We start from the raw sequence: 22,825 nt of genomic DNA on the forward strand, positions 1-22,825 counted from the left end.
CGATAGCCTCGTGCGGTGAGCACCCGGGCAGCGCAGTTCCAGGCGACCGTACGTCGCCGCGAGCCGCTGTCGGACCACCTCCTCCGACTCGTGCTGGGCGGGCTCGACGACTTCACCTCCACCGGCGTCCCCGACGAGTGGGTCGGCCTGGTGGTGCCGGGCCAGTTCCAGAGCCGCTACTACACCGTGCGGTCCTTCGCCGACGGTGAGATGACCCTCGACGTCGTCGTCCACGACGTCGGGCTGGTCACCGAGTGGGCGATGCGCGACTGCATCGGTGACACGGTCACCATCACCGAGCCGAAGGCGTCGTTCCACCCGCCCGCCGGCGCCCAGTGGTTCATCCTCGTCGGCGACCTCACCGCGATGCCCGCGGTGGCGCGGATCCTGGAGACCCACCCCGGCCTGCCGACGCACGTCCTGGCCGAGGTGCCCGACGACCTCGCCGGCTACCTGCCGGCCACCGCTGACGTCACCTGGCTGAGCCCGCCGTCGGCCGGGCAGAGCGCCCTGGCCGACGTGGTCGCCGGGATCGACTGGCCCGAGGGCGAGGGCTACTTCTGGATGGCGGGGGAGTCCGCGCAGATGCGGGCCATCCGCAAGCACCTGATGCGCGAGGTCGGGCTGCCGACCAGCCACTACGACGTGATGGGCTACTGGCGCGCCACCGCCGGCCGGCAGCCGCGTGCCGTGGACCCCGGCCCGATCTGGCGCGCGGGCAAGGCGGCAGGGAAGAGTGACGAGCAGATCTGGGCGGACTACGACGCGGCGCGAGAGGCGAACGATGGCTGACGACCAGGACCGCGAGGTCCCCGAGGAGCTCGACGCGGACGACAGCGTCGAGGACGAGCTGGACGACGAGCCGGACGACGAGCTCGCCGACGAGCCGGACGGCGGAGACGACGAGCTCGACGAGGACGACGACGAGGACGACGACGAGGACGACGACGAGGACGAGCTGGACGACGAGTTCGACCTGTCGGGCGTCGCCCCCGCCGGCGCGTTCTTCCAGGCCCCTGAGGGCTACCGCAGCGGCTTCGCGTCGTTCGTGGGACGCCCCAACGCGGGGAAGTCGACGCTGACCAACGCGCTCGTCGGGCAGAAGATCGTCATCACGTCGTCCAAGCCCCAGACCACGCGCAACGTGGTGCGCGGCATCGTGCACCGCGACGACGCCCAGCTGATCCTGGTCGACACCCCCGGGCTGCACCGCCCCCGCACGCTGCTCGGCGAGCGGCTCAACGACCTGGTCCGCACGACCTGGGCCGAGGTCGACGTGGTCGCGGTGTGCTTCCCGGCCAACGAGAAGATCGGGCCCGGTGACCGCTACCTGGTCACCGAGCTCGCCAAGGTGCGCCGCACCGTGCGGATCGCCGTCGCCACGAAGACCGACCTCGCCACGCCCGAGCAGCTGGCCCAGCACCTGCTCGACATCGCCGTCCTCGGGCAGGAGACGTCGACCGAGTGGGCCGAGATCGTCCCGGTGTCAGCGGTCGCCGGCGACCAGGTCGACCTGCTGGCCGACCTGCTGGTGGGGCTCATGCCCGAGGGGCCGCCGCTCTACCCCGACGGCGACCTGACCGACGCACCCGAGGAGGCGCTCGCCGCCGACCTGATCCGCGAGGCCGCGCTCGAGGGCGTGCGCGACGAGCTCCCGCACTCGATCGCCGTGGTCGTGGAGGAGATGGGCCTTCGCGAGGGCCGTCCCGACGACAAGCCGCTCCTCGACATCGTCGCCAACCTCTACGTCGAGCGCGACTCCCAGAAGGGCATCATGATCGGTCACAAGGGCTCGCGCCTGCGGGCCGTCGGCACGGCCGCCCGCCAGCAGATCGAGGCCCTGCTCGGCACCCCGGTCTACCTCGACCTCCAGGTCAAGATCGCCAAGGACTGGCAGCGCGACCCCCGCCAGCTCCGCAAGCTCGGCTTCTGAGGCGCGTCGGTCAGGCCGGCGCCCAGCAGATGCCGTAGCGCTGACCGGCGTCCCACTGCTCGCGGGTCGGGCTCTCCTGCGACCACACGAAGTCGAGCGGGTCGTCGGCCTGCGCGCGTGCCGCGTCGCGGCACGAGGACTCCATGCGGGCGGCGATCGCCGCCTGTCGCGGCAGCCGACGGCCGGGCAGGTCCACGGTCGTCACCGCCCGCCACGAGTGCCTGCCGCCGCAGGCGACCCGTGCGAACTGGGCTGTGCCAGGAGCCGCGGTCGCGCACATCGCGATGGCCGGCGTGCCGCCCCAGCCCTGCGTGCGCCGGGGGAGGCGCAGCAGCTGCTCCGGGGCCGCGACGACGACCAGGTCGCAGCGGAACCAGTCGGCCCCCGCCTCGGCGCGTCGCGGGCTCGGCGTGAACCACACCGCCCGCGCCATGCTGAGCCGCAGCTCCCGCGGCGTACGGGCCAGGTGCTGGGGGAGTCGGGTGGTGCAGGCCTGCCGCGCCTGGCGCTGGGCGGCCCGCGAGTCGACGCGACGGGTGAATCCCGCCTCGGTCTCGAGGTCGAGGCGCCCGACGAAGTAGGTCTGGGCCGTGTGCCTGCGCCGGCACGGCACGGGGGCGGTGCGGCCGACCACGGCGACGGCCTGCCCGAACGACAGGGCGTGGCACTCGCCGACGCGGGGGTCCGGTCCGGGGTCCGGCGGCACCGTCTCGGTCGGCACCGTCCCGGTCGGCGTGGCCGACGTCGACGGCGTGGTTGCCGGCGGCTCCCCGTCGGACGGCGACGTGCAGCCGCCCAGCGCGAGGGCGGCGACCAGCGCGAGGAGCGGCAGCCGCCTCATCGCATCACCAGAGCGGCCAGCGTCCCGCCCAGCTCGTACGCCGACTCCCGGTCCGCCTCGCCCACGTCGCCGAGCACCTCGAGGACCGGCGCGGCGCGGCGCCAGGGCAGTGCCCCGACGATCGACTCCACCGCGCGCACGGCACCGGCCGTGTCGTAGCGGCCGTGCACGTAGAGGCCGTACGGCTTGCGGCCCCCGTCGGCGCCGGCCGCCGAGCCGTCGTCCGACAGCGCCCCGCCGACCTGGAGGAACACGGAGTCGAAGAAGTGCTTGAGGGCACCGCTCATGTAGCCGAAGTTCGCCGGCGTGCCGAGGACGATCCCGTCCGCCGCCACCACGTCGTCCGCGTCCGCCTCGAGCGCCGCGCGCACCACCACCTCGACGTCGTCGATGGCGTCGTCCGAGGCCCCGGCCACGACGGCGTCGGTCAGGGACACCACCGACGGGGTCGGCGAGTGGTGGACGACGAGCAGGCGCGGCACGGTGCCGAGGCTACTCACCGCCGCACCGGCGGGCGTACCTTCGGCGCATGACGTTCGACGTGCCGGGCGACGCCTACGACCGCTTCATGGGCCGCTACTCGCGACCGCTCTCCGCGGGCTTCGCCGATCTGCTGGAGGTCACGGAGGGCCAGTGGGCACTGGACGTCGGGTGCGGCCCCGGCGCGCTGACCGAGCAGCTCGTCGAGCGGATCGGCGCGGAGCGCGTCTCGGCCGTCGACCCGTCGGCGCCGTTCGTGGAGGCCTGCCGCGAGCGCTTCCCCGGCGTCGACGTCCGGCAGTCCGCCGCCGAGTCGCTGCCCTTCGACGACGCCATGTTCGACGTGGCGGGTGCGTGCCTGGTCGTGCACTTCATGGCCGATCCCGTCGGCGGCGTCGGTGAGATGCGACGCGTGACCCGTCGCGGCGGGTGGGTCGGGGCGACGGTGTGGGACCTCGCGGGGTCCCGGGCGCCGATGTGGCCGCTGTGGGAGGCGGTCGCCGAGCTCCGGCCCGAGCACCCGGGCGAGCGCGAGTTCCCCGGCGGGTCGCAGGACGGCCTCGTCGCGATCGTCCGGGACGCCGGCCTGCGCGACGTCGAGTCGGTCGAGCTGTCGGTCACGGTCACCCACCCCAGCTTCGAGGAGTGGTGGGAGCCCTACCTCCACGGCGTCGGCCCGGCCGGCGACGTGGTCGCCGCGCTCGGTCCCGATGGCCGCGAGCGTCTCGAGGAGGTCCTGCGCCGCCGCCTGGGCGAAGGTCCCTTCGACCTCACCGCGGTGGCGTACGCCGCCCGCGGGCGGGCCTGACCGCGTCTCAGTCCGCGGGAGGTCCGGCGACGCACGGCGCCGCGGGCGGTTAGGGTGGCCGGGTCATGATGCGCAGCCTCCTCCTTCGCCGCCGCAACGAGGCCTAGACCCGGCCCCCTCGTTGCGGAGTGTGGCGCGTGCCGGTCGCCCCTCCAGCAGACCGAGGAACCCATGACCCACCTGAGCAACACCGCCAACCAGCAGGCGCCGAGCCCGATGCCGTTCGCCCGCTACACCCCGTTCGTCCCCGTCGACGTCCCGGACCGCACCTGGCCGACGAAGAAGGTCGAGAAGGCGCCGCGCTGGCTCTCGACCGACCTGCGCGACGGCAACCAGGCGCTGATCGACCCGATGACGCCCGCCCGCAAGCTCACGATGTTCGAGCTGCTGGTGTCGATGGGCTACAAGGAGATCGAGGTCGGCTTCCCGAGCGCCAGCCAGACCGACTTCGACTTCGTCCGCAAGCTCATCGACGAGGACCGGATCCCCGACGACGTGCAGATCTCGGTGCTGACCCAGGCCCGCGAGGACCTCATCGAGCGCACCGTCGACTCGCTGGTCGGCGCGCCACGCGCGACCGTGCACCTCTACAACGCGACGGCGCCGCTCTTCCAGCGCGTCGTCTTCAACGTCACCCCCGACGAGTGCCGCAGCATCGCCGTGCGCGGCACCGAGATGGTGATGAAGTACGCCGAGGAGCGGCTCGGCAGCATCGTCGGCTCCCAGGACTTCGGCTACCAGTACAGCCCGGAGATCTTCACCCAGTCCGACACCGACTTCGCGCTGAGCGTCTGCGAGGCCGTCTCGGACGTGTGGCAGCCGGAGGCGGGACGCGAGATCATCCTCAACCTCCCGGCCACGGTGGAGATGTCCACGCCCAACACCTACGCCGACCAGATCGAGTACTTCGGCCGCGGCCTGACCCGCCGCGAGCACTCCGCGATCAGCCTGCACCCGCACAACGACCGCGGCACCGCGGTCGCCGCCACCGAGCTGGCCCTGATGGCCGGCGCCGACCGGGTCGAGGGCTGCCTGTTCGGCCACGGCGAGCGCACCGGCAACGTGGACCTGGTGACGCTGGGCATGAACCTGTTCAGCCAGGGCATCGACCCGCAGGTCGACTTCGGTGACATCGACGAGGTCCGGCGCACCGTGGAGTACTGCACCAACCTGCCGGTCCACCCGCGCCACCCCTACGCGGGCGACCTCGTCTACACCGCCTTCTCCGGCTCCCACCAGGACGCCATCAAGAAGGGCCTCGAGGACCTCGAGAAGAAGGCCACCGCCCTCGGCGTCGAGGTCGGCGAGCTGCCGTGGGAGGCGCCGTACCTCCCGATCGACCCCCGGGACGTGGGCCGCACCTACGAGGCCGTGATCCGCGTCAACAGCCAGTCCGGCAAGGGCGGCGTCGCCTACGTCCTCAAGTCCGAGCACAAGCTCGACCTGCCGCGCCGCGCGCAGATCGAGTTCAGCCGCGTGGTGCAGCAGCACACCGACACCGAGGGCGGCGAGATCACCCCGGAGGAGATCTGGTCGGTGTTCCGGGGCGAGTACCTCGACCGCACCACCCCGCTCGAGCTCGACTCGGTCCACACCTCCAGCGCGGCGGGGGAGAAGGACCAGCTCACGGTCGGGGTGCTCGTCGACGGCGAGCGGCAGGAGCTGTCGGGACAGGGCAACGGCCCGATCGCCGCCTTCGTCGACGCCATCTCCGGCCTCGGACACGACGTGCGCGTCCTCGACTACGCCGAGCACGCGCTCTCAGCCGGCGGCGACGCGATCGCGGCGGCGTACGTCGAGTGTGCCGTCGGCGAGAAGGTGCTGTGGGGCGTCGGGCTCGACGCCAACATCGTCACCGCCTCGCTCAAGGCCGTGATCAGCGCCGTCAACCGCGCCTGAGGACCGGTCCCGACCATGTTGGTGAGCGAGCGGATCGGCCAGCTGTTCGTCGAGTCCGACGGCGGGCGGGACCGGCTGGAGTACACCGAGTACGGCTCCGGCGGCGACTGGGTGGTGCTGCTCCCCGGCCTGCTGATGCCGCGCCGGATGCAGCAGCCGCTCGCGCGGGCGATGGCGGCGCAGGGCCTGCACGTGGTCACCCTCGACCTGCTCGGCCACGGCCGCTCCGACCAGCCGGCCGACCCGCTCGTCTACTCGACGTCGTCGTTCGGCGAGCAGGTCGTGGCGCTCCTCGACCACCTCGGCGCCGACCAGGCGGTCATCGGAGGTACGTCGCTGGGCGCCAACGTGGCGCTGGAGGTGGCGGTCGTCGCGCCCGAGCGGGTCCGGGGACTGGTGGTGGAGATGCCGGTGCTCGACAACGCGCTCGTCGCAGGGGTCCTCGCCTTCGTCCCGATCATGCTCGCCGCGCGCTACGTGCCCGTCGTGGCCGACACGGTCCAGCGGACGGCCCGGTCGGTGCCGCGCGGGCTCGTGCCGTTCTGGGCGGGGGTCCTCCTCGACACGGTCGACCACCGCGCCGACTCGCTCGCCTCGGTGCTGCACGGAGTCGTCTTCGGGCGGATCGCCCCGTCGTCGAGCCAGCGCCGGCGGATCGCCGCGCCGGTCCTCGTCGTGGGCCACCCGGTCGACCCGTTCCACCCGTTCGTCGACGTCGACATGCTCGCCGCCGAGCTGCCCGACGTCCGGGTCGAGCGGGCCTCCTCGGTCCTGGAGTGGCGCCTGCGTCCGGAGCGGCTCACCGCGGCCGCCAGCGACTTCGCCGTCGCGTGCTGGCAGGACGCCACGACCACCCGCCGGGCACGCCTGCGGAAACGCTGACGTGGCGCCGGGCCCGGTCGGGGTCCGTGGGGGACAATGGGACGGTGCCCCTCTACCGCGACGAGGCGGTCGTGCTCCGCACCCACAAGCTGGGCGAGGCCGACCGCATCATCACCCTGCTGACGCGTCAGCACGGGCGGGTGCGCGCGGTCGCGAAGGGCGTGCGGCGTACGACGTCGCGCTGGGGCTCGCGCCTCGAGCCGTTCACCCACGTCGACCTCCAGCTCGCCGAGGGCCGCAGCCTCGACGTCATCACCCAGGCCGAGACGCTCGACCCGTTCCACGCGCGGCTGGGCCTCGACTACGAGCGCTACACCGCCGGCACGGCGATGCTGGAGACGGCCGAGCGCCTGGTCACCGAGGAGAAGGAGCCGGCCGTCCAGCAGTTCCTGCTCCTCGTCGGCGGCCTGCGGGCGATGGCCGGCGGTGAGCACCCGGCCGGGCAGGTGCTCGACTCCTACCTGCTCCGCTCCCTCTCGGTCGCGGGCTACGCGCCGTCGTTCGACCACTGCGTGCAGTGCGGGGTCGAGGGCCCCCACCGGTTCTTCAACCCCTCGGCCGGCGGCGTGATGTGCGCCTCCGACCGGCTGCCCGGCTCTGCGACGCCCGCCCCCGAGACGGTGCTCGTGCTCGGGGCGCTGCTCGTCGGCGACTGGCCCGTCGTCCACGCCGCCGACCCGCGCCACCTGCGCGAGGCCAGCACCCTCATCGCGGCCTACCTGGCCTGGCACCTCGAGCGCGGCCTGCGCTCGATGGCCTACGTCGAACGCTGAGGCTCGCTCCCGGGCTCACGAGCGGGTGCGCCGCATCGCCTCGAGCAGTGCCGGGCGCAGGAGCGGATGCGCGGGCGGAGGCAGCTCGAGCGGTCCGAACCACGCGAGGTCGTCGTGCTCCTCGGGAGCGACGTTGGCCGGCGTGCCCTGCCACTCCGGGACGACCCACGCGCTCAGCAGTGCCGGCTCGTCTGCCGCCCCCACGGTGACCCGGCCCAGGTGGGACACCGAGTCCGTCACGATCTCCACGCCGAGCTCCTCGCGCAGCTCACGGCTGAGGGCGACCAGCTCCGTCTCACCGTCCTCCACGACCCCGCCGGGCAAGTCCCACACGCCCGGATACGCGTGCTTGTCCGGCCTGCGGTGTGCCAGCAGGACCCGACCCTCGAGGAGCAGCGCTCCGACCACGACCTCCACCATCCCCTGATCGAAGCACGCGGGTCCGACAGGGGATGCTGCCTCGGCCGGCCAGCGCCGGCTACGTCTCGTCGAGGACGCCGTTGAGCTCGGTCATCGTGGAGACGAAGGCCTCCTCGAGGTCCACGCCGTAGGAGTCGGCCAGCGTCATCACGGACCAGAGGCAGTCGGCGAGCTCGTGCGCGAAGGCCTCGTCGAGGTCCTCGCGTGGCCGCACGCCCTCCTTGCCCTGCACGAGCTTCGCGAGGTCGCCGACGTCCCCGAGGAAGCCGAGCATGATCTCCTCGCGGCTCCACGTCCGCCCGTAGTTCTCGTGCTCCCTGGCGGCGTACTTCTGGCGCACGCCCCGGGCGAGGTCCTGCAGCTCGTCGAACTCCATGCCCGGGAGTCTGGCAGGCCGACGTGCCGGGTGCGCGTCGATGGCAGGGTGGCGCCATGGAGTCCTGGCGACACGAACCGGCGGACTACCCGTGCCCCTTCTGCAGGTTCGTCGCCCGCGAGTTCGACGACCTCAACGCGGAGAGCGACGTGGTGGCCGAGACCGACCTGGCGCTGGCCCGGATCTCCCCGAAGTGGTGGCCGCACAACCCCGGAGGAGTCCTGGTCATGCCGCGCGAGCACCACGAGAACCTCTACGACCTGCCGGCGCCCGTCGGCCACGCCGTGTGGGACCTCGTGCAGCAGGCCGCGGTCGCGATGCGCGCGTCCTACGGGTGCGACGGGGTCTCGACCCGCCAGCACAACGAGCCGCACGGCGGGCAGGACGTGTGGCACCTCCACGTGCACGTGCTGCCCCGCCATCGCGGCGACCGCCTCTACGAGAACGACGCGTCCTCGAGGTGGGCGACCACCGACGAGCGAGCGACGTACGCCGCCCTGCTCCGCGCCGGGTGGCCCAGGGCTTGACTGGCTAATGCCATTAGCCCTAGGCTAATGGACGTAGCCACTCGACCCGTCCACGACCCAGGAGCACACCATGACCGAGCACCTCCGCATCGGCGACAACACCCTCGCCTACGACGTGAGCGGCGACGGCCCCCTGGTCGTCCTCGCCCACGGCATCGGTGACAGCCGCCACTCCTACCGGTTCCTGGCGCCCGCGCTGGTCGACGCGGGCTACCGCGTCGCCAACCTCGACATCCGCGGCTGCGGCGAGTCCAGCCTCGGGTGGGACGGCTACAGCCGCACCGACATCGCCGGTGACCTGGTTGCCCTCGTGCGCCACCTCGGTGGTGGACCGGCCGTCGTCGTCGGCCACTCCATCAGCGGCGGCGCCGCGACGGTTGCCGCCGCCACGGCGCCCGACCTCGTCGCAGGCGTCGTCGAGCTCAGCCCCTTCACCCGCGCCCAGTCCTACCCCCTCGGCGCCATGCTCACGAACACGCGCTACCGGCGCGGGGCCACCTCGCTCATCTGGACCATGGTCGCCGGGAGCCTCTCGAGCTGGAAGAAGTACCTCGACCTCGCCTACCCCGCCAAGCCCGCCGACTGGGACGCCGAGCTGGCTCGCATCGACGCCAAGCTGCGCGAGCCCGGCCGGATGAAGGCACTGCAGGCCATGACCAGGACCAAGCCCACCGACGCCGGCGCCCAGCTGGCCCACGTCCGGTGCCCCGTCCTCGTCGTCGAGGGCTCCCTCGACCCCGACTGGGCCGACCCACGAGCCGAGGGTCAGGCGATCGTCGACGAGCTGGCCGCCGGCCTGGGTGAGCTGGTCGTGCTCGACGGGGTCGGGCACTACCCCCACGCGCAGGCCCCGGACGAGCTGCTCGCATCGCTCCTGCCGTTCGTCGCGAGGGTGGTGGCTGATGCCTAGGGCCGGACTCACCGCCGCCGCCGTCACGGAGGCGGCCGCCGAGCTGGCCGACGAGGTCGGCCTGGCGCACCTCAGCATGGGGCTGGTCGCGGAGCGGCTCTCGGTCAAGCCGCCGTCGCTCTACAAGCACGTCGACGGGCACGCCGACCTGGTCCACCGCATCGCGGTCCTCGCCGCCACCGAGCTCGGTGACGCCCTGCGCGACGCCACCCAGGGGCGAGCGGGCACCGACGCGCTCGTCGCTGCCGCACGTGCCATGCGCACCTACGTCACCACCCACCCGGGCCGCTACGCGGCGGGCAACAACGTCCGCCCGCTCGCACCGGACGACGACCTGACCCGGGCGAGACAACGGACGCTCGAGTCCTTCTCCGCCGTGCTACGCGGCTACGACCTCGACCCCACCGACGAGGTGCACGCCCTCCGGACGCTCCGGAGCATGCTCCACGGGTTCGCCACGCTCGAGGCCGAAGGCAGCTTCCGCTTCGACACCGACATCGACGAGAGCTTCGCGTGGATGCTCACGCTGGTCGACCGCGGCCTGCAGGCCACGTCGTGAGTCCGCGGACGGTCAGGACAGCGGCGCCGCACCGGGATCGGTGAGCGTGTCCAGGTCGAGCACCCGCACGTTGCCCGGGTCCTGCCGTGCGGCCAGGGACCAGATCCTGGTGTCGTGGTCGGCCCCCGGCAACCGCACGTCCGCCTCGCCCGCGACGTGGAAGTGCCCGTGGGCCAGGAACCTCGGTCTGACGCCCAGCACTGCCCGGGTGACCTTGTCCATGCCCTCGGCCGCGTAGGCCAGGACGTCGGCGGGCCATCCCATCGGGTTGCCGGCGACGATGTCGGCCACGGGCGCAGTGCAGTAGGGCCGCGCCGGGCTGTCGTGCGTGAGCATGACGTCCGCAGGCCCACCGGCGATCGTGGCCTGCACGTGCTCCTCGCGGAGGACCTCGGAGGGCCACCAGTCCACTCCCTCGGTCAGCAGGCCCCGGTTGACCGACGGAGCACTCCCCAGAGCGACGATCGATCGGCCTCCGAGCTCCCACCGGAAGCCTCTGGGCAGCATCGTGACGTGGTCGCGCACGGCGATCGGCCGCAAGGTGCCGTCCTCGTCCCGCCATCGCGGGTCCGACCACAGGGTGTCGAGGAGCGCCCAGTTCTCGTGGTTCCCGGTGATGCACAGCAGCTCGATCCCGTACTCCGCGCACAGCGTCTCGATGTCATCGAGACAGCCCTCGGGATCCGGGCCGTAGCCGAACCGGAGGTCGCCCAGCTGGCAGGCGACGTCAACGTCGCCCCGCTCACCGAGCAGCCGCAGGCAGTCGGCAGCCGCGGCGCGCTCACCCTCGAGGTCGCCGATCAGTCCCACCATCATGGCGCAGATGATGGCAGGGCCCTGGCGATCCGGGTGGCCCCAGCCGGGCCGCTACAGGGAGCTGAGCCAGGCATGGGAGGGGTCCATCGCGGCCACCGCACCGCGGAGCCACGCGCGTGACTCCTCGCTCAGCTTCGGCAGGCACACTGCCGCGTCCCACCGGTCCTTCTCCCTCGCCTGTGCGGCCTTGAACATCAGCGCGACCTCCGCCCGCGCGTAGCGCAGTCCGTCGGGGGCGACCCAGGTGACGTCGTCGAGGTCCTCGGTGTGCTCCGGGTTGCGCTTGTTGGTCCACCGGCCCCTGGTGTCGGGCGTGAGCGGGACGTCCAGCACCCACGGTGACTGGGCGTCCCGCCGGATCCACAGCTGGCTGTCGGGTCGCACCTCGGGGAACCGGTCGTCGAACGGGCGGAACCACGAGTCGTCGACGTTCCACGGCGTCCAGCGGTCGCCGAGGAAGAGCCGGAGGGCCTCGGCGTCGCTCGCGAGGATGGAGACGTCCATGTCCTCGTGGGGCCTGCTGACGCCCGTGAACGCCTCGACGCTCCATCCGCCGGTGATCCACCACGGTCGGTCGAACCCGTCCATGAACTCCGCGATGGTCGACGGCGTCAGCGGGTCCCACCCGCCGTACCAGCGATCGAAGGCCGCCGGAGGTAGGTGCGCGACGGCGGCCGGTTCCGGCGAGGGCGGCGGTGGAGGATCGGTCGGCACGAGGGACGACACTACGTGCGCCCGGGTCGGAGCCCGTCCGACGGATCCTGGAGGAGGACGCCACGTGAGCGAGCGGTTCTACGCGGACGGGAGGCGGTACGACCGGCTGTTCCCCGGCGGGGAGCAGGCCGTCGCGTTCTACCGGGCCGAGGCCGACCGCCAGGGCGGGTCCGTGCTCGAGCTCGGGTCGGGCACCGGGCACAAGCTGGTCCCGATCGCCTCCGACGGGCACCCGTGCACGGGTCTCGAGCTCTCGCCCGGGATGCTCGCCGAGGCCCGGCGGAAGGCGGACGACCGCGGCGTGGGGGTGACGTGGGTGCAGGGCGACATGCGCTCGTTCGACCTGGGCCGGACGTACGACCTGGTGATGATCGCCGCCAACTCGTTGCTCCACCTGCACGAGGCGGCGGACGTGGTCGCCTGCTTCCGAACGGTCCGGAGGCACCTCGCGCCCGGCGGGCGGCTGGTCCTCGACGTGTTCAACCCGAGCGTGGAGGTGCTCGCCCGGGCCGACGGCGTACGACGCCGGCGCGACGCGTTGTCGTTCGCCGATCCGGACCTTGGCGTCGTGCACGTCGACGTGGCGGAGACGTACGACGCCGCCGCCCAGGTGACCCGCGGGACCTGGTCCTTCTCGACCGATGCCGAGGCCGACGTGGTGGTCGCGCCGCTCGAGTTGAGGAGCATCTTCCCCCAGGAGCTGCCGCTGCTGCTCTCGCTGGGTGGTCTCCGGCTCGTCGAGCGCTACGGCGACTGGTCCCGGGCGCCGTTCACCGGCGAGTCCCCGTTGCAGCTGTGCATCTGCGAGGCGGACTGAACCGGGCGGGCCGGAGACCGGTCCGGCCCGTGCAGGTCAGACCGACACGGCGATCGCCGTGACGGCGACGCCCGCGAGGAAGAAGCCGGCGGCGCGCCACCGGCTCGGCGGGATGACGGCGCTGGTGCCGAAGCGGTCGTGCAGCCGGCGCAGGGCGCCCATCACGCGCTCGCCCCGGCTGAGCCCGAGCGCGAGGAGGACGAGGCAGGGCAGGCAGTAGACGAGCGCGTACAGGGCGAGCACGACGACGGCGGTGGGCGTCGCGACGCCCGCGGCGAGGAGCCGCTCGATCGCGATGAAGTAGGGGAAGGCGTTGGGGAGGTCGGCCCCGGTCATCACCACGCCCAGCCCGGCCGCGGTGAGGGGCGTGAACCAGGCCGGCAGGCCGACGGCGGAGCGCCGGCGGGCGCGGAGCGACCTCACGGACGACACGAACAGCACCACCGCAGCGAGCCCGAAGGCACCGCGGCGCAACCAGGTCAGTGCGCCGGAGATGGACGACGCGGCTGCCTCGGCGCCGACGTAGAGCGCCAGGCCGAGGAGGAACACGGTGGCGAAGGCCCCGATCACGAACCCGAGCGCCTCCGCGAGCGGCCGTCGACGGGAGCCGAGCAGGATCAGGGTGATGGCCACCAACGTGGCGGGGTTCAACGAGTCCAGCGCGGCCAGGCCGGCGATGCTGCCGGCGAGCTGCCAGGTCATCCGCGTGGCCCGGCGCCGGTGTGGAGGTGGGCGACGAGGCGCTCGACCCGTTCGGCGCTCGGCGCCGCCCCGGTCACCAGTGCCTCGCCGAAGAGGCCGTCGCCGACGAGCCGGACGACCTCGGCGCGCACGGGGTCGCCGAGCTCGTCGGCGATCAGCGCCTCCCACCGCGCGGCGGCCCGTGCCACCTCGGGCGGCAGCTCGCTGTCGTGCCCGCGCGACCCGGCCGCCAGGACGACGAGGGCGGCTCGGTCGCCGTCGTCGGGGGAGGAGAGGCGGAGGTACGTCGCGGTCGGCGACCCGTTCGCGGCGGCCTCCGTCATCGCGGCGTCGACCCTCGCGACGGCCCGCAGCAGCACGGCGGCGTCGAGCGCTGCCCGCGAGGGGAAGTAGTGCAGGACTCCCTGCTTGGTCAGCCCGACGGCCCCGGCGATCGCCAGGATGCTAGGCACCTTGCCCGTCGCCGTCGTCAGGTCCTGCATCGCGTCGAGGATGCGCTCACGTTGATCCATGCGACCAGCCTACCTGACGGTAGGTAGGTGACGGGTCGACGCTGGGCGGGCGTCGGTCAGGGCGCGAAGACCTTGACCTTGCCGCCCGGCAGCTGTGCGGCGAGTGCGGCGGCCGTCTCGGGCAGGTTGTCGAGGACCAGGATCATCACGCCCTTGGACCAGATGGTGTGGAAGGTCACCCCGGTCTCTGTCGCCACCTTCTCGGTCGCCGCGGCCGCCTTGGCCTGCAGCTTCTTGCTCGGGTAGGTGGTGATGATGGCGGCGTCGGTGGTGAGCTGCTGGACGCCCTTCTTGGACTTCACCGCGCCGGCGGGCGTGAGGCCGAGCTTGTTGGCGATCGGCTTGGGGCTCTCGCCGTAGTAGGGCGCGCCGATGGCGGCTGCGCGGGCGACGGCGGCGGTCTCGGGTGCGGCCGTCGAGCTCGCCGGCACGAGGAGGGCCGTCATCGGCAGGGCGACGGCGGCGAGCAGGGTGGCGATGCGATGCATGGGTGTGTGTACCTCTCGGGGACGCGGATGTCGCAGGTCCACCTACCCCGGCGCGCCACGGCCAAACGGTCGGCGCCTGTCCGTCGCGCCACACCTAGGCTGTCCGTCGTGAAGCGCGCCGTCCGACCACCGACGCCCCACCCCAGCGGGGCCACCCCTCCCCAGGTGCCGCGCGACCTCGTCCCCGGTCACGTCGCCATCATCATGGACGGCAACGGCCGGTGGGCCAAGGGCCGCGGGCTGCCGCGCACCAAGGGGCACGAGCAGGGAGAGCACACCCTGTTCGACGTGGTCGAGGGCGCCATCGAGATCGGCGTCAAGGCGATCTCGGCCTACGCCTTCTCCACCGAGAACTGGTCGCGCTCGCCCGACGAGGTGCGCTTCCTCATGGGCTTCAACCGCGACGTCATCCGCCGCCGCCGCGACGAGATGCACGAGCTCGGCGTACGCGTGCGCTGGGCCGGCCGCTCGCCACGACTGTGGAGGTCGGTGATCAAGGAGCTGCAGGTCGCGGAGGAGATGACGCGCGACAACGACGTGCTCACGCTGACCATGTGCGTCAACTACGGCGGCCGGGCCGAGCTCGCCGACGCCGCGAAGGCGATCGGGCGCGAGGTCGCTGCGGGGCGGCTCGACCCCGAGCGGATCGACGAGCGCACCTTCGCCCGGCACCTCTACGTCCCCGAGCTGCCCGACGCCGACCTCGTCTGGCGCACGTCGGGGGAGCAGCGGCTCTCCAACTACATGCTGTGGCAGGCGGCCTACAGCGAGATGGTGTTCACCGACGTGCTGTGGCCCGACGTGGACCGCCGCCACCTGTGGGCGGCGATCGAGACGTACGCCCGGCGCGACCGGCGCTACGGCGGCGCGCTCCCCAACGAGTGAGAAGAGCGCCTGCCGCTCACGACGGGCGGCAGGCCGGGCAGGTCCCGAAGATCTCCAGGGTGTGGCTGATGTCGGCGAAGCCGTGCTCGTCGGCGATCGCGTTGGTCCAGCGCTCCACCGCGGGCCCCTCCACCTCGACCGTCCTCCCGCAGGAGCGGCACACCAGGTGGTGGTGGTGCGTGTCGGAGCAGCTGCGCCAGATGGCCTCGCCGTCCTCGTTGCGCAGCATGTCGACCTCGCCCACCTCGGCGAGCGCGGAGAGGGTCCGGTAGACGGTCGCGAGGCCGACCGACTCACCCTGCTGCGAGATCCGGTCGTGGATCTCCTGCGCGCTGCGGAAGTCGTCGAGGCCGGCCAGGGCGGCCGCGACCGCGCGGCGCTGCCGGGTGGGACGGACGGCGGGGCGCGCCTGCGGGTCAGTGCTCGTCATAGTGCTCTCCGTGCATGGCGTGGCGGTGCCCGTCGTGGACGTAGTCGACGTGGTCGCCGTGCGGGACGGCCGGGTGGCCGCAGTCCGCGCCGTGGTCGTGGGGGTGCTGGTCGGTCGAGCGGTGCGGGGTCGCGGTGACCTCGGGGAACGGGGCCATCAGGCGGCTGCGCCGGCGCAGCCACACGCCGAGGGGCCACGTGGCGGTGAACATCGCCAGCGCGAGCAGCACGATCGTCGGCCCGGGGGCCACCGAGATGCGGAACGACAGGCCGGCGCTCAGCAGGAGCCCACCGACCGACGCCACGCACCCCACGACCATCGCGCCGAGCAGCGTCGCGCGGAAGGAGCGGGCGAGCTGCTGGGAGGTCGCGACGGGCACCACCATCAGCGCCGAGACGAGCAGGAGCCCGACGGTGCGCATCGCCACGGTGATGCTGACCGCGGCCAGCACCGCGATGAGCAGGTTGTAGCCGCGCACCCGCAGCCCGGCGACCTGGGCGAAGTCCTGGTCGCTCGCCACGGCGAAGAGCTGGGGCGAGAGGCCGAGCGTGACGACGAGGACGACGGTCGTGAGCGCGGCGGTGAACCACACGTCCGAGGCGGAGATGGCGTTGAGGGAGCCGAACAGGTAGGCCTGCAGCGTGGCGGCTCCCTGACCGGCGATGCCCGTGATCAGCACGCCGCCGGCGAGGCCGCCGTAGAAGAGCAGGGCAAGGGCGACGTCGCCGTTGGTGTGGCCGCGCTCGCGGATGAGCTCCATCAGCACCGCGCCGAGCACCGCGACGACCACGGCCGTCCACGTGGGGGAGGCGCCGGTCAGCAGGCCCAGGGCCACGCCGGTCACGGCGACGTGGCCGATCCCGTCGCCCAGCAGTGCGAGCCGGCGCTGCACCAGGAAGGTGCCGATCGCGGGGGCGGCGAGGCCGGTGAGCAGCGCGGCGACGAGCGCGCGCTGCATGAAGCCGAGGGAGAACAGGTCGAGGAAGCTCATGCCCGACCACCGCGCTCCCAGTCGAAGGGCGAGGCCACGTGCGGGGCGTGGTCGTGCCCGCCGGGCAGGTCGTGCTCGTGGGCATGGTGGGTGTGCGCGGCGACCTCCTGGGTGAGCGGCGGGCCGTCGTAGGCCACCAGCCCGTCGCGCATCACCACGGAGCGATCGATCAGCGGCATCATCGGGCCGATCTCGTGCGCCACGAGCAGGATGGTCGCGCCCCGCTCCTTCAGCCGGGCGAGGGCGTCGGCGAGGGCCTGCTGGTTGGGCAGGTCGACGCCGGCGGTCGGCTCGTCGAGCACGAGCAGGTCCGGCTCGCCGGCCAGGGCCCGCGCGATGAGCACGCGCTGCTGCTGGCCGCCCGAGAGCTGGGAGACGCCGTACGACGCCCGGTCGGCGAGGCCGACGACCTCGAGGGCGGACTCCACGGCACGGCGGTCGGCCGCCCCGGTGGGCCGCAGCAGGCGCCGCCGCCCGACCCGGCCCGAGGCGACGACCTCGCGCACGGTCGCCGGCACGCCGCCCGTGGCGGTCGAGCGCTGCGGGACGAAGCCGAGGCGCTGCCAGTCGGCGAAGTCCCCGATCGGCGTGCCGAAGAGCCGGACCGTTCCGCGCGTGTGGGGGAGCAGCCCGGTGACGGCGCGCACGAGCGTCGACTTGCCCGAGCCGTTGGGACCGAGCAGCGTCACCATGTCGCCAACACGCACGGTGAGGTCGACGTCGCGCAGGATCGGCCGGCCACCGATGGAGACGGAGACCTGGTCGAGGACGACGGGAGGGGTCCCGGCGCCCGCGGCGCCCGCGGCGTCCGACGGAGCGGGGGACGTCACGAGCAGCCGTTCGCCTGCTGCAGGGCGGTCAGGTTCGCGCGCATGAGGGAAAGGTAGTCCTCCTCGGCCGTGTCGTCCGAGAGCCCTTCGATGGGGTCGAGCACGGCCGTGGTCACGCCGAGGTCGTCGGCCAGCGTCTCGGCCATCTTCGGGCTGACCAGCCGCTCGGAGAAGACCGTGGTCACGCCGTCGGCCTCGATGACCTCCTGGAGGTGTCCCAGGTCGGCAGCGGTCGGCTCGGCGTCGGGCGACAGGCCCGCGATGGGCTCGAAGTCCAGCCCGTAGCGCTCGAGGTAGGCGAACGCCTGGTGGCTGACCACGGTCGTGGTGCGCTCGCAGGAGGCGAGCCCGTCGGTGAAGTCCTGGTCGAGCTGCTCCAGCTCGGTGCGCAGCTCCGCCGCGTTGTCGGCGTACGTCTGCGCGGCGTCGGGGTCGACCTCGGCCAGCTCGTCGGCGACGGCGTCAGCGAAGTCGGCCACCCGGACCGGGTCCAGCCAGAAGTGCGGGTCGCTGTCGCCGTGGTCGTGGTCCTCGCCCTCGGTGGACTCCTCGTGCTCGGCGTGCTCCTCCTCGGTCTCGCCCTCGTGACCCTCCTCGCCCTCCTCGTGGGCGTGCTCGTCCTCGCTGGCCGGCAGCAGGTCCACCACGGCCGCGGCGTCGACGACGGGGGCGTCGGTGTTCTCGGCTGCGGCGTCGACGGCCGGCTGGAAGCCCTTCTCCAGGACGACGAGGTCGGCGCTCTCGAGCGCGGCGGTCTGGGCGATGTCGAGGTCGAGGTCGTGCGGCTCCTGGCCCGGCTGGGTGAGGTTCTCGACGCTCCAGCCGTCGCCCGCCACCCGCTCGGTCACCCATGCCAGCGGGTAGAACGACGCGACGGCCTGGCGACCACTCCCGGCCTGGGCGTCGTCCGACTGACCACATCCGGCAAGGAGGACGGTGGCGGCCAGGAGGCTGGTGAGGGAGAGCGAGCGGGTGGTGAGCGACATGAGAACGATTCTCACCGCGATTGAGAACCGTTGTCAAATCGGGTTGTCGGCCCCCACGCATAGGCTGGGCCCGTGCTCGTCGTCACCCGCCTCCGTACGCCCGGTCCCGACGGCACCGCCGAGGAGGAGCTGCGTCGCGGTCTGCTGCACGCGCTGGGCATCCTCGCCGCCAAGCCCGGCTACGTCGGCGGCGAGGTCGGGCGCAACGTGGACGACCCTTCGCTGTGGGTGCTGACCACCCGCTGGGAGAACGTCGGCTCCTACCGGCGGGCTCTCGGGTCCTACGAGGGCAAGATGCACATCCAGCCGCTGATGGTGCACGCGGTCGACGAGCCCAGCGCCTACGAGGTGGTGGAGGAGGGGACCGACCTCAATGAGGTCCGTCCGCGATCGATAGGGTGAGCGCTCGCCCGCACGAGCCGGCAGCCAGCCGGCCCGACCCGAAGGAACCCCACCGTGGCCAAGCCCGCCCCGACCGCCCTGGACAACGTCGTCTCCCTCGCGAAGCGCCGAGGTTTCGTCTACCCCTGCGGTGAGATCTACGGCGGCACCAAGTCCGCGTGGGACTACGGCCCGCTGGGCGTGGAGCTCAAGGAGAACATCAAGCGCCAGTGGTGGAAGTTCATGGTCACCCGGCGCGACGACGTCGTGGGCCTCGACTCCAGCGTCATCCTCCCGACGCGCACCTGGGAGGCCAGCGGCCACCTCAGCACCTTCAGCGACCCGCTCGTCGAGTGCCAGTCGTGCCACAAGCGCTTCCGCGAGGACCACCTCCAGGAGGACTACGCAGCCAAGAAGGGGATCGACGACCCCGACTCGGTCGACATCAACGAGCTGGTCGCGTGCCCCAACTGCGGCACCCGCAACGCGTGGACCGAGCCGCGCAACTTCAACATGATGCTCAAGACCTACCTCGGCGTCATCGAGGACGAGTCGGGCCTGCACTACCTCCGCCCCGAGACCGCGCAGGGCATCTTCCTCAACTTCGCCAACGTGGTGACCTCGAGCCGCCAGAAGCCCCCCTTCGGCATCGCGCAGATGGGCAAGAGCTTCCGCAACGAGATCACGCCCGGCAACTTCATCTTCCGCACCCGCGAGTTCGAGCAGATGGAGATGGAGTTCTTCGTCAAGCCCGGCGAGGACGACGAGTGGTTCCGCTACTGGATCGAGGAGCGCACCCGCTGGTACGTCGACCTCGGCATCAACCCCGACAACCTGCGCCACTACGAGCACCCGCAGGAGAAGCTGTCCCACTACTCCAAGGGCACGACCGACATCGAGTACCGCTTCGGTTTCTCCGGCCGTGACTTCGAGGAGCTCGAGGGCATCGCCAACCGCACCGACTTCGACCTCAAGCAGCACAGCGAGTTCTCCGGCAAGGACCTGTCCTACTACGACCAGGCGGCCGACGAGCGCTACCTGCCCTACGTCATCGAGCCCGCGGCCGGACTGACCCGCTCGCTGATGGCCTTCCTCATCGACGCCTACACCGAGGACGAGGCACCCAACACCAAGGGCGGCGTCGACAAGCGCGTCCTGCTCAAGCTCGACCCGCGCCTGGCGCCGGTCAAGGTCGCCGTGCTGCCGCTCAGCCGCAACGCCGACCTCTCGCCCAAGGCCAAGGCCCTCGCCGCCGAGCTGCGCCAGAACTGGAACGTCGAGTTCGACGACTCCGGCGCGATCGGTCGCCGCTACCGCCGCCAGGACGAGATCGGCACGCCGTTCTGCGTCACGGTCGACTTCGAGACCCTCGACGACGACGCGGTCACCGTGCGTGAGCGCGACACCATGCGCCAGGAGCGCGTCGGCCTCGACGGCATCACCCGCTGGTTCGCGGAGAAGCTCGTCGGCTGCTGAGTTGTGGGCGCTCGCTCGTCGGTCCAGACGACGTCGAGCGCCGAGCCTGAGACATCCGGCTGATTTGGGCCGCGGGCGGCGTGGTTCGACAATGGGACCATGACCGCCGCCGTGCCCGACTCGCTGGCCCTGGGGTCGTTGCGCGTCGGTACGCCGGTCGTGCTCGCGCCGATGGCCGGGATCACCAACGCCGCCTACCGCCGTCTCTGCGCCGAGCAGGGCGCAGGCCTCTACGTCAGCGAGATGATCACGAGCCGCGGGCTGGTCGAGGGCGACGAGGTGACCCGCAAGATGCTCGTCTTCGACGAGCTCGAGTCCGTCCGCTCCGTCCAGCTCTACGGCACCGACCCGGTCTACATCGGCAAGGCCGTCGAGATCCTCTGCGCCGACCACGGCGTGGCCCACGTCGACCTCAACTTCGGCTGCCCGGTCCCCAAGATCACCCGCAAGGGCGGCGGGGGAGCGCTGCCCTGGAAGCGCGATCTCCTCGGCGAGATCCTCACCGCCGCGGTCGCCGCAGCGGCGCCGTACGACGTCCCGGTGACCATGAAGACCCGCAAGGGCCTCGACGAGGACCACCTCACCTACCTCGACGCCGGCCGGATCGCCCAGGAGACCGGAGTCGCCGCGATCGCCCTGCACGGGCGGACCGTGCAGCAGGCCTACTCCGGCCGGGCCGACTGGGACGCCATCGCCGCGCTCGTCGAGCACGTCGACATCCCGGTCCTCGGCAACGGCGACATCTGGGAGGCCGCCGACGCGCTGCGCATGGTCGAGCAGACGGGCGCTGCCGGCGTCGTCGTCGGACGCGGGTGCCTGGGCCGGCCGTGGCTGTTCCGCGACCTCGCCGCGGCCTTCCACGGCGAGGACGTCGCCACCCTGCCCACCCTCGGCGAGGTGCGCACGATGATGCGGCGCCACGCGGAGCTGCTCTGCGAGCACATGGGGGAGGAGCGCGGCTGCAAGGAGTTCCGCAAGCACGTCACCTGGTATTTGAAGGGCTTCAAGGCCGGCGGAGAGCTGCGCCACCAGCTGGCCCTCGTCGACTCGCTGGCCTCGCTCGACCGGCTGCTCGAGGGACTCGATCCCGCCGAGCCGTTCCCCACGCACGAGCTCGGCACACCGCGCGGGCGGCAGGGGGCGCCTCGCTCGAAGGTCGTGCTGCCCGACGGGTGGCTCGACGACACCGACGGCCGCGGCACCTACGTGCGCGAGGACGCCGTCGAGACCACCGGCGGCTGACCCGTCCCCGTGGATTACTGCGGGGTGAGCCGGAACACGCGCATTTTTACGTGGGGAGATTGGGACAGGCCGAGATTCCTGTGCTCTACTCGATGATCGCGTCGACGTGGGCACGAGGTTCCCCTGCAGTCCGACCTCGTGGTTCGACGCCGTCCCCCGTCAGCAAGTGCAAAGGATCAGCGCTGTGGCTCAGCATCGCCACAAGCGGGAAACCCCTGCTACCCCCCGTTCGTCCCGGATCCCCCGATCCGTCCTGGTGTCCGCACCGCTGGCCGTCGTGGCGACGATGTCGGCCGTCACGATGGGCGTGCTCGCCGCAGCACCGGCCACCTCCGACGACGCCGACCTCCTCGCCTCCGCCACCAGCAGCGAGTCGACCGACAGCCGGACCGGTGCCGGCAGCCAGTCGATCCTGCGGTCGACGACCCTGAGCCGCCGCGGTGACGCCGTGGTGTCCCGGTCGCAGATCCGCACGGCCGCCAAGGCCGAGGCGGCTGCCCGCCGCGAGATCGACGTGGACCTGAAGGCGCGTCGCCTCGCCGCGAAGGTCGACGACAAGGTGTGGACCACCGAGGTCCTCAACCTGTGGGACGGCCCGAGCGAGAAGGCCGAGAAGCTGGGCGTCGTCGAGGCGCTCCGACAGGTCGCGGTCACCGGTCGCCGCCAGCTCGGACGCGTCCAGATCGTGATCGACGGGCAGTCCCGCTGGGTCACGGCCGACTACCTGAGCCAGGACAAGCCGAAGCCCGAGAAGGTCGCGAAGGTCGCCTCGGGCCCCGCTCTGGGCGGCACCTGCGCCAACGGGTCGTCCATCGACGCCGGTCGTGCCTCGCTCTACGAGATCCACGACGTCGTGTGCTCCAACTGGCCCGAGATCACCTCCTACGGCACGTGGCGCAGCGACGGCGAGCACGGCCAGGGCCGCGCGATCGACATCATGGTCAGCGGGGACACCGGCTGGGCCATCGCGGAGTTCCTCCGCGCCAACTACGCCGCGCTCGGCATCGAGTACATCATCTACTCCCAGCAGATGTGGTCGGTCGAGCGCTCCGGCGAGGGCTGGCGCGGCATGTCCGACCGCGGCTCGGTCACCGCCAACCACTACGACCACGTGCACGTCACCGTCTACTGACGCGCCGCCACCGGC

General features: G+C 72.3%; 28 protein-coding genes. 15 read left to right on the forward strand and 13 right to left on the reverse strand.

Annotated features, from left to right (window positions below; all coding sequences use genetic code 11):
• The first annotated feature begins 15 nt into the window (after positions 1–15).
• Together SHK17_RS07280 and era are read left to right on the forward strand one after the other, a co-directional pair.
• A complete protein-coding gene (locus SHK17_RS07280) occupies positions 16–792 on the forward strand; it encodes a siderophore-interacting protein (protein WP_322921591.1) in 777 nt (258 codons plus the stop codon).
• Between the two features lie 58 nt (positions 793–850).
• Positions 851–1,933 (forward strand): GTPase Era, encoded by a 1,083-nt coding sequence (gene era / locus SHK17_RS07285; protein ID WP_405030407.1) that lies wholly within the window; start codon positions 851–853, stop codon positions 1,931–1,933.
• A 10-nt stretch (positions 1,934–1,943) separates the two neighbouring features.
• On the opposite strand, the gene SHK17_RS07290 is transcribed toward era, so the two are convergent.
• Both SHK17_RS07290 and SHK17_RS07295 read right to left on the reverse strand, forming a co-directional pair.
• Positions 1,944–2,774 carry a septum formation family protein gene (locus SHK17_RS07290; RefSeq protein WP_322921592.1) on the reverse strand — a complete coding sequence of 277 codons (831 nt, stop codon included), beginning with the start codon at positions 2,772–2,774 and terminating at the stop codon, positions 1,944–1,946.
• A complete protein-coding gene (locus tag SHK17_RS07295; RefSeq protein WP_322424490.1) occupies positions 2,771–3,256 on the reverse strand; it encodes an NAD(P)H-dependent oxidoreductase in 486 nt (161 codons plus the stop codon). Before SHK17_RS07295 ends, SHK17_RS07290 begins: the two co-directional genes overlap by 4 nt.
• Positions 3,257–3,303: 47 nt before the next feature.
• On the opposite strand from SHK17_RS07295, the gene SHK17_RS07300 reads away from it, so the two are divergent.
• The 4 genes from SHK17_RS07300 (at position 3,304) to recO (ending at position 7,616) form a co-directional block, all read left to right on the forward strand.
• Entirely contained in the window at positions 3,304–4,062 is a 759-nt protein-coding gene (locus SHK17_RS07300; RefSeq protein WP_322921593.1) for a class I SAM-dependent methyltransferase, read from the forward strand.
• 171 nt (positions 4,063–4,233) lie between these two features.
• Complete coding sequence (gene leuA, locus SHK17_RS07305; protein ID WP_172271018.1) at positions 4,234–5,961, forward strand: 2-isopropylmalate synthase; 1,728 nt, start codon at positions 4,234–4,236, stop codon at positions 5,959–5,961.
• 21 nt (positions 5,962–5,982) lie between these two features.
• Positions 5,983–6,843, forward strand: coding sequence for an alpha/beta fold hydrolase (locus tag SHK17_RS07310; protein WP_322921594.1), 861 nt, complete (start codon positions 5,983–5,985; stop codon positions 6,841–6,843).
• Positions 6,844–6,887: 44 nt separating this feature from the next.
• Positions 6,888–7,616, forward strand: coding sequence for a DNA repair protein RecO (recO, locus tag SHK17_RS07315; RefSeq protein WP_172271026.1), 729 nt, complete (start codon positions 6,888–6,890; stop codon positions 7,614–7,616).
• A 15-nt stretch (positions 7,617–7,631) separates the two neighbouring features.
• Here recO and SHK17_RS07320 read toward each other — a convergent pair whose 3' ends face one another.
• Together SHK17_RS07320 and SHK17_RS07325 are read right to left on the reverse strand one after the other, a co-directional pair.
• Positions 7,632–8,036, reverse strand: a complete 405-nt coding sequence (locus SHK17_RS07320; RefSeq protein WP_322921595.1) for an NUDIX domain-containing protein — start codon at positions 8,034–8,036, stop codon at positions 7,632–7,634.
• Between the two features lie 58 nt (positions 8,037–8,094).
• Complete coding sequence (locus tag SHK17_RS07325) at positions 8,095–8,412, reverse strand: MazG nucleotide pyrophosphohydrolase domain-containing protein (RefSeq protein ID WP_172271030.1); 318 nt, start codon at positions 8,410–8,412, stop codon at positions 8,095–8,097.
• 56 nt (positions 8,413–8,468) lie between these two features.
• Between SHK17_RS07325 and SHK17_RS07330 the strand changes: the two genes are divergently transcribed.
• The 3 genes from SHK17_RS07330 to SHK17_RS07340 all read left to right on the forward strand — a co-directional run bounded on the left by SHK17_RS07330 (position 8,469) and on the right by SHK17_RS07340 (position 10,408).
• Positions 8,469–8,939, forward strand: coding sequence for an HIT family protein (locus SHK17_RS07330; RefSeq protein WP_172271032.1), 471 nt, complete (start codon positions 8,469–8,471; stop codon positions 8,937–8,939).
• Between the two features lie 70 nt (positions 8,940–9,009).
• Positions 9,010–9,849 (forward strand): alpha/beta fold hydrolase, encoded by an 840-nt coding sequence (locus SHK17_RS07335; RefSeq protein WP_172271034.1) that lies wholly within the window; start codon positions 9,010–9,012, stop codon positions 9,847–9,849.
• Complete coding sequence (locus SHK17_RS07340) at positions 9,842–10,408, forward strand: TetR-like C-terminal domain-containing protein (RefSeq protein WP_172271036.1); 567 nt, start codon at positions 9,842–9,844, stop codon at positions 10,406–10,408. The genes SHK17_RS07335 and SHK17_RS07340 overlap by 8 nt, the downstream gene beginning before the upstream one ends.
• Positions 10,409–10,420: 12 nt before the next feature.
• Here the strand turns inward: SHK17_RS07340 and SHK17_RS07345 are convergent, their stop codons facing one another.
• Both SHK17_RS07345 and SHK17_RS07350 read right to left on the reverse strand, forming a co-directional pair.
• On the reverse strand, positions 10,421–11,224 hold the full coding sequence (locus SHK17_RS07345; RefSeq protein ID WP_172271038.1) for a metallophosphoesterase: 804 nt from the start codon (positions 11,222–11,224) through the stop codon (positions 10,421–10,423).
• Between the two features lie 51 nt (positions 11,225–11,275).
• Positions 11,276–11,938, reverse strand: coding sequence for a nucleotidyltransferase domain-containing protein (locus SHK17_RS07350; RefSeq protein WP_322921596.1), 663 nt, complete (start codon positions 11,936–11,938; stop codon positions 11,276–11,278).
• A gap of 64 nt (positions 11,939–12,002) precedes the next feature.
• Between SHK17_RS07350 and SHK17_RS07355 the strand changes: the two genes are divergently transcribed.
• The gene (locus SHK17_RS07355) at positions 12,003–12,755 is read left to right on the forward strand and encodes a class I SAM-dependent methyltransferase (protein WP_322921597.1); all 753 of its coding nucleotides are present in this window, start codon (positions 12,003–12,005) and stop codon (positions 12,753–12,755) included.
• 36 nt (positions 12,756–12,791) lie between these two features.
• Here the strand turns inward: SHK17_RS07355 and SHK17_RS07360 are convergent, their stop codons facing one another.
• From SHK17_RS07360 to SHK17_RS07370, 3 genes are read right to left on the reverse strand one after another with little or no spacing between them, the layout of a single operon-like run.
• Positions 12,792–13,457, reverse strand: coding sequence for a GAP family protein (locus SHK17_RS07360; protein WP_322921598.1), 666 nt, complete (start codon positions 13,455–13,457; stop codon positions 12,792–12,794).
• On the reverse strand, positions 13,454–13,969 hold the full coding sequence (locus tag SHK17_RS07365; RefSeq protein WP_322921599.1) for a TetR/AcrR family transcriptional regulator: 516 nt from the start codon (positions 13,967–13,969) through the stop codon (positions 13,454–13,456). The genes SHK17_RS07360 and SHK17_RS07365 overlap by 4 nt, the downstream gene beginning before the upstream one ends.
• A 56-nt stretch (positions 13,970–14,025) precedes the next feature.
• On the reverse strand, positions 14,026–14,457 hold the full coding sequence (locus SHK17_RS07370; RefSeq protein ID WP_322921600.1) for a hypothetical protein: 432 nt from the start codon (positions 14,455–14,457) through the stop codon (positions 14,026–14,028).
• Positions 14,458–14,484: 27 nt separating this feature from the next.
• Here SHK17_RS07370 and SHK17_RS07375 point away from each other — a divergent pair, with 27 nt between their 5' ends.
• On the forward strand, positions 14,485–15,342 hold the full coding sequence (locus tag SHK17_RS07375) for an isoprenyl transferase (RefSeq protein WP_172271047.1): 858 nt from the start codon (positions 14,485–14,487) through the stop codon (positions 15,340–15,342).
• A 16-nt stretch (positions 15,343–15,358) separates the two neighbouring features.
• Here SHK17_RS07375 and SHK17_RS07380 read toward each other — a convergent pair whose 3' ends face one another.
• From SHK17_RS07380 to SHK17_RS07395, 4 genes are read right to left on the reverse strand one after another with little or no spacing between them, the layout of a single operon-like run.
• Entirely contained in the window at positions 15,359–15,772 is a 414-nt protein-coding gene (locus tag SHK17_RS07380) for a Fur family transcriptional regulator (RefSeq protein ID WP_172271048.1), read from the reverse strand.
• Positions 15,759–16,763: a metal ABC transporter permease gene (locus SHK17_RS07385; RefSeq protein WP_172271049.1), complete on the reverse strand. Its 1,005-nt coding sequence runs from the start codon at positions 16,761–16,763 to the stop codon at positions 15,759–15,761. The genes SHK17_RS07380 and SHK17_RS07385 overlap by 14 nt, the downstream gene beginning before the upstream one ends.
• Positions 16,760–17,593: a metal ABC transporter ATP-binding protein gene (locus SHK17_RS07390; protein ID WP_322424473.1), complete on the reverse strand. Its 834-nt coding sequence runs from the start codon at positions 17,591–17,593 to the stop codon at positions 16,760–16,762. The genes SHK17_RS07385 and SHK17_RS07390 overlap by 4 nt, the downstream gene beginning before the upstream one ends.
• Positions 17,590–18,579 carry a metal ABC transporter substrate-binding protein gene (locus SHK17_RS07395; RefSeq protein WP_172271050.1) on the reverse strand — a complete coding sequence of 330 codons (990 nt, stop codon included), beginning with the start codon at positions 18,577–18,579 and terminating at the stop codon, positions 17,590–17,592. Before SHK17_RS07395 ends, SHK17_RS07390 begins: the two co-directional genes overlap by 4 nt.
• A gap of 72 nt (positions 18,580–18,651) precedes the next feature.
• Here SHK17_RS07395 and SHK17_RS07400 point away from each other — a divergent pair, with 72 nt between their 5' ends.
• From SHK17_RS07400 to SHK17_RS07415, 4 genes are all read left to right on the forward strand, one after another.
• Positions 18,652–18,981: an antibiotic biosynthesis monooxygenase family protein gene (locus SHK17_RS07400; RefSeq protein WP_172271051.1), complete on the forward strand. Its 330-nt coding sequence runs from the start codon at positions 18,652–18,654 to the stop codon at positions 18,979–18,981.
• A 54-nt stretch (positions 18,982–19,035) separates the two neighbouring features.
• On the forward strand, positions 19,036–20,436 hold the full coding sequence (locus SHK17_RS07405) for a glycine--tRNA ligase (protein WP_172271052.1): 1,401 nt from the start codon (positions 19,036–19,038) through the stop codon (positions 20,434–20,436).
• A gap of 99 nt (positions 20,437–20,535) precedes the next feature.
• A complete protein-coding gene (gene dusB / locus SHK17_RS07410) occupies positions 20,536–21,678 on the forward strand; it encodes a tRNA dihydrouridine synthase DusB (RefSeq protein ID WP_322921601.1) in 1,143 nt (380 codons plus the stop codon).
• 256 nt (positions 21,679–21,934) lie between these two features.
• Positions 21,935–22,810, forward strand: a complete 876-nt coding sequence (locus SHK17_RS07415; RefSeq protein WP_322921602.1) for an SH3 domain-containing protein — start codon at positions 21,935–21,937, stop codon at positions 22,808–22,810.
• Positions 22,811–22,825: the final 15 nt, after the last annotated feature.

This window comes from Nocardioides renjunii (assembly GCF_034661175.1).
Classification (GTDB): domain Bacteria; phylum Actinomycetota; class Actinomycetes; order Propionibacteriales; family Nocardioidaceae; genus Nocardioides; species Nocardioides renjunii.

Bases quoted from the DNA above. Each gene is read 5' to 3' on its own strand.
- SHK17_RS07290 (WP_322921592.1), bottom strand. From the start codon at position 2,774: ATGAGGCGGCTGCCGCTCCTCGCGCTGGTCGCCGCCCTCGCGCTGGGC.
- SHK17_RS07300 (WP_322921593.1), top strand. From the start codon at position 3,304: ATGACGTTCGACGTGCCGGGCGACGCCTACGACCGCTTCATGGGCCGC.
- leuA (WP_172271018.1), top strand. From the start codon at position 4,234: ATGACCCACCTGAGCAACACCGCCAACCAGCAGGCGCCGAGCCCGATG.
- SHK17_RS07320 (WP_322921595.1), bottom strand. From the start codon at position 8,036: ATGGTGGAGGTCGTGGTCGGAGCGCTGCTCCTCGAGGGTCGGGTCCTG.
- SHK17_RS07325 (WP_172271030.1), bottom strand. From the start codon at position 8,412: ATGGAGTTCGACGAGCTGCAGGACCTCGCCCGGGGCGTGCGCCAGAAG.
- SHK17_RS07330 (WP_172271032.1), top strand. From the start codon at position 8,469: ATGGAGTCCTGGCGACACGAACCGGCGGACTACCCGTGCCCCTTCTGC.
- SHK17_RS07335 (WP_172271034.1), top strand. From the start codon at position 9,010: ATGACCGAGCACCTCCGCATCGGCGACAACACCCTCGCCTACGACGTG.
- SHK17_RS07340 (WP_172271036.1), top strand. From the start codon at position 9,842: ATGCCTAGGGCCGGACTCACCGCCGCCGCCGTCACGGAGGCGGCCGCC.
- SHK17_RS07345 (WP_172271038.1), bottom strand. From the start codon at position 11,224: ATGATGGTGGGACTGATCGGCGACCTCGAGGGTGAGCGCGCCGCGGCT.
- SHK17_RS07360 (WP_322921598.1), bottom strand. From the start codon at position 13,457: ATGACCTGGCAGCTCGCCGGCAGCATCGCCGGCCTGGCCGCGCTGGAC.
- SHK17_RS07365 (WP_322921599.1), bottom strand. From the start codon at position 13,969: ATGGATCAACGTGAGCGCATCCTCGACGCGATGCAGGACCTGACGACG.
- SHK17_RS07370 (WP_322921600.1), bottom strand. From the start codon at position 14,457: ATGCATCGCATCGCCACCCTGCTCGCCGCCGTCGCCCTGCCGATGACG.
- SHK17_RS07375 (WP_172271047.1), top strand. From the start codon at position 14,485: ATGTCGCAGGTCCACCTACCCCGGCGCGCCACGGCCAAACGGTCGGCG.
- SHK17_RS07380 (WP_172271048.1), bottom strand. From the start codon at position 15,772: ATGACGAGCACTGACCCGCAGGCGCGCCCCGCCGTCCGTCCCACCCGG.
- SHK17_RS07385 (WP_172271049.1), bottom strand. From the start codon at position 16,763: ATGAGCTTCCTCGACCTGTTCTCCCTCGGCTTCATGCAGCGCGCGCTC.
- SHK17_RS07395 (WP_172271050.1), bottom strand. From the start codon at position 18,579: ATGTCGCTCACCACCCGCTCGCTCTCCCTCACCAGCCTCCTGGCCGCC.
- dusB (WP_322921601.1), top strand. From the start codon at position 20,536: ATGACCGCCGCCGTGCCCGACTCGCTGGCCCTGGGGTCGTTGCGCGTC.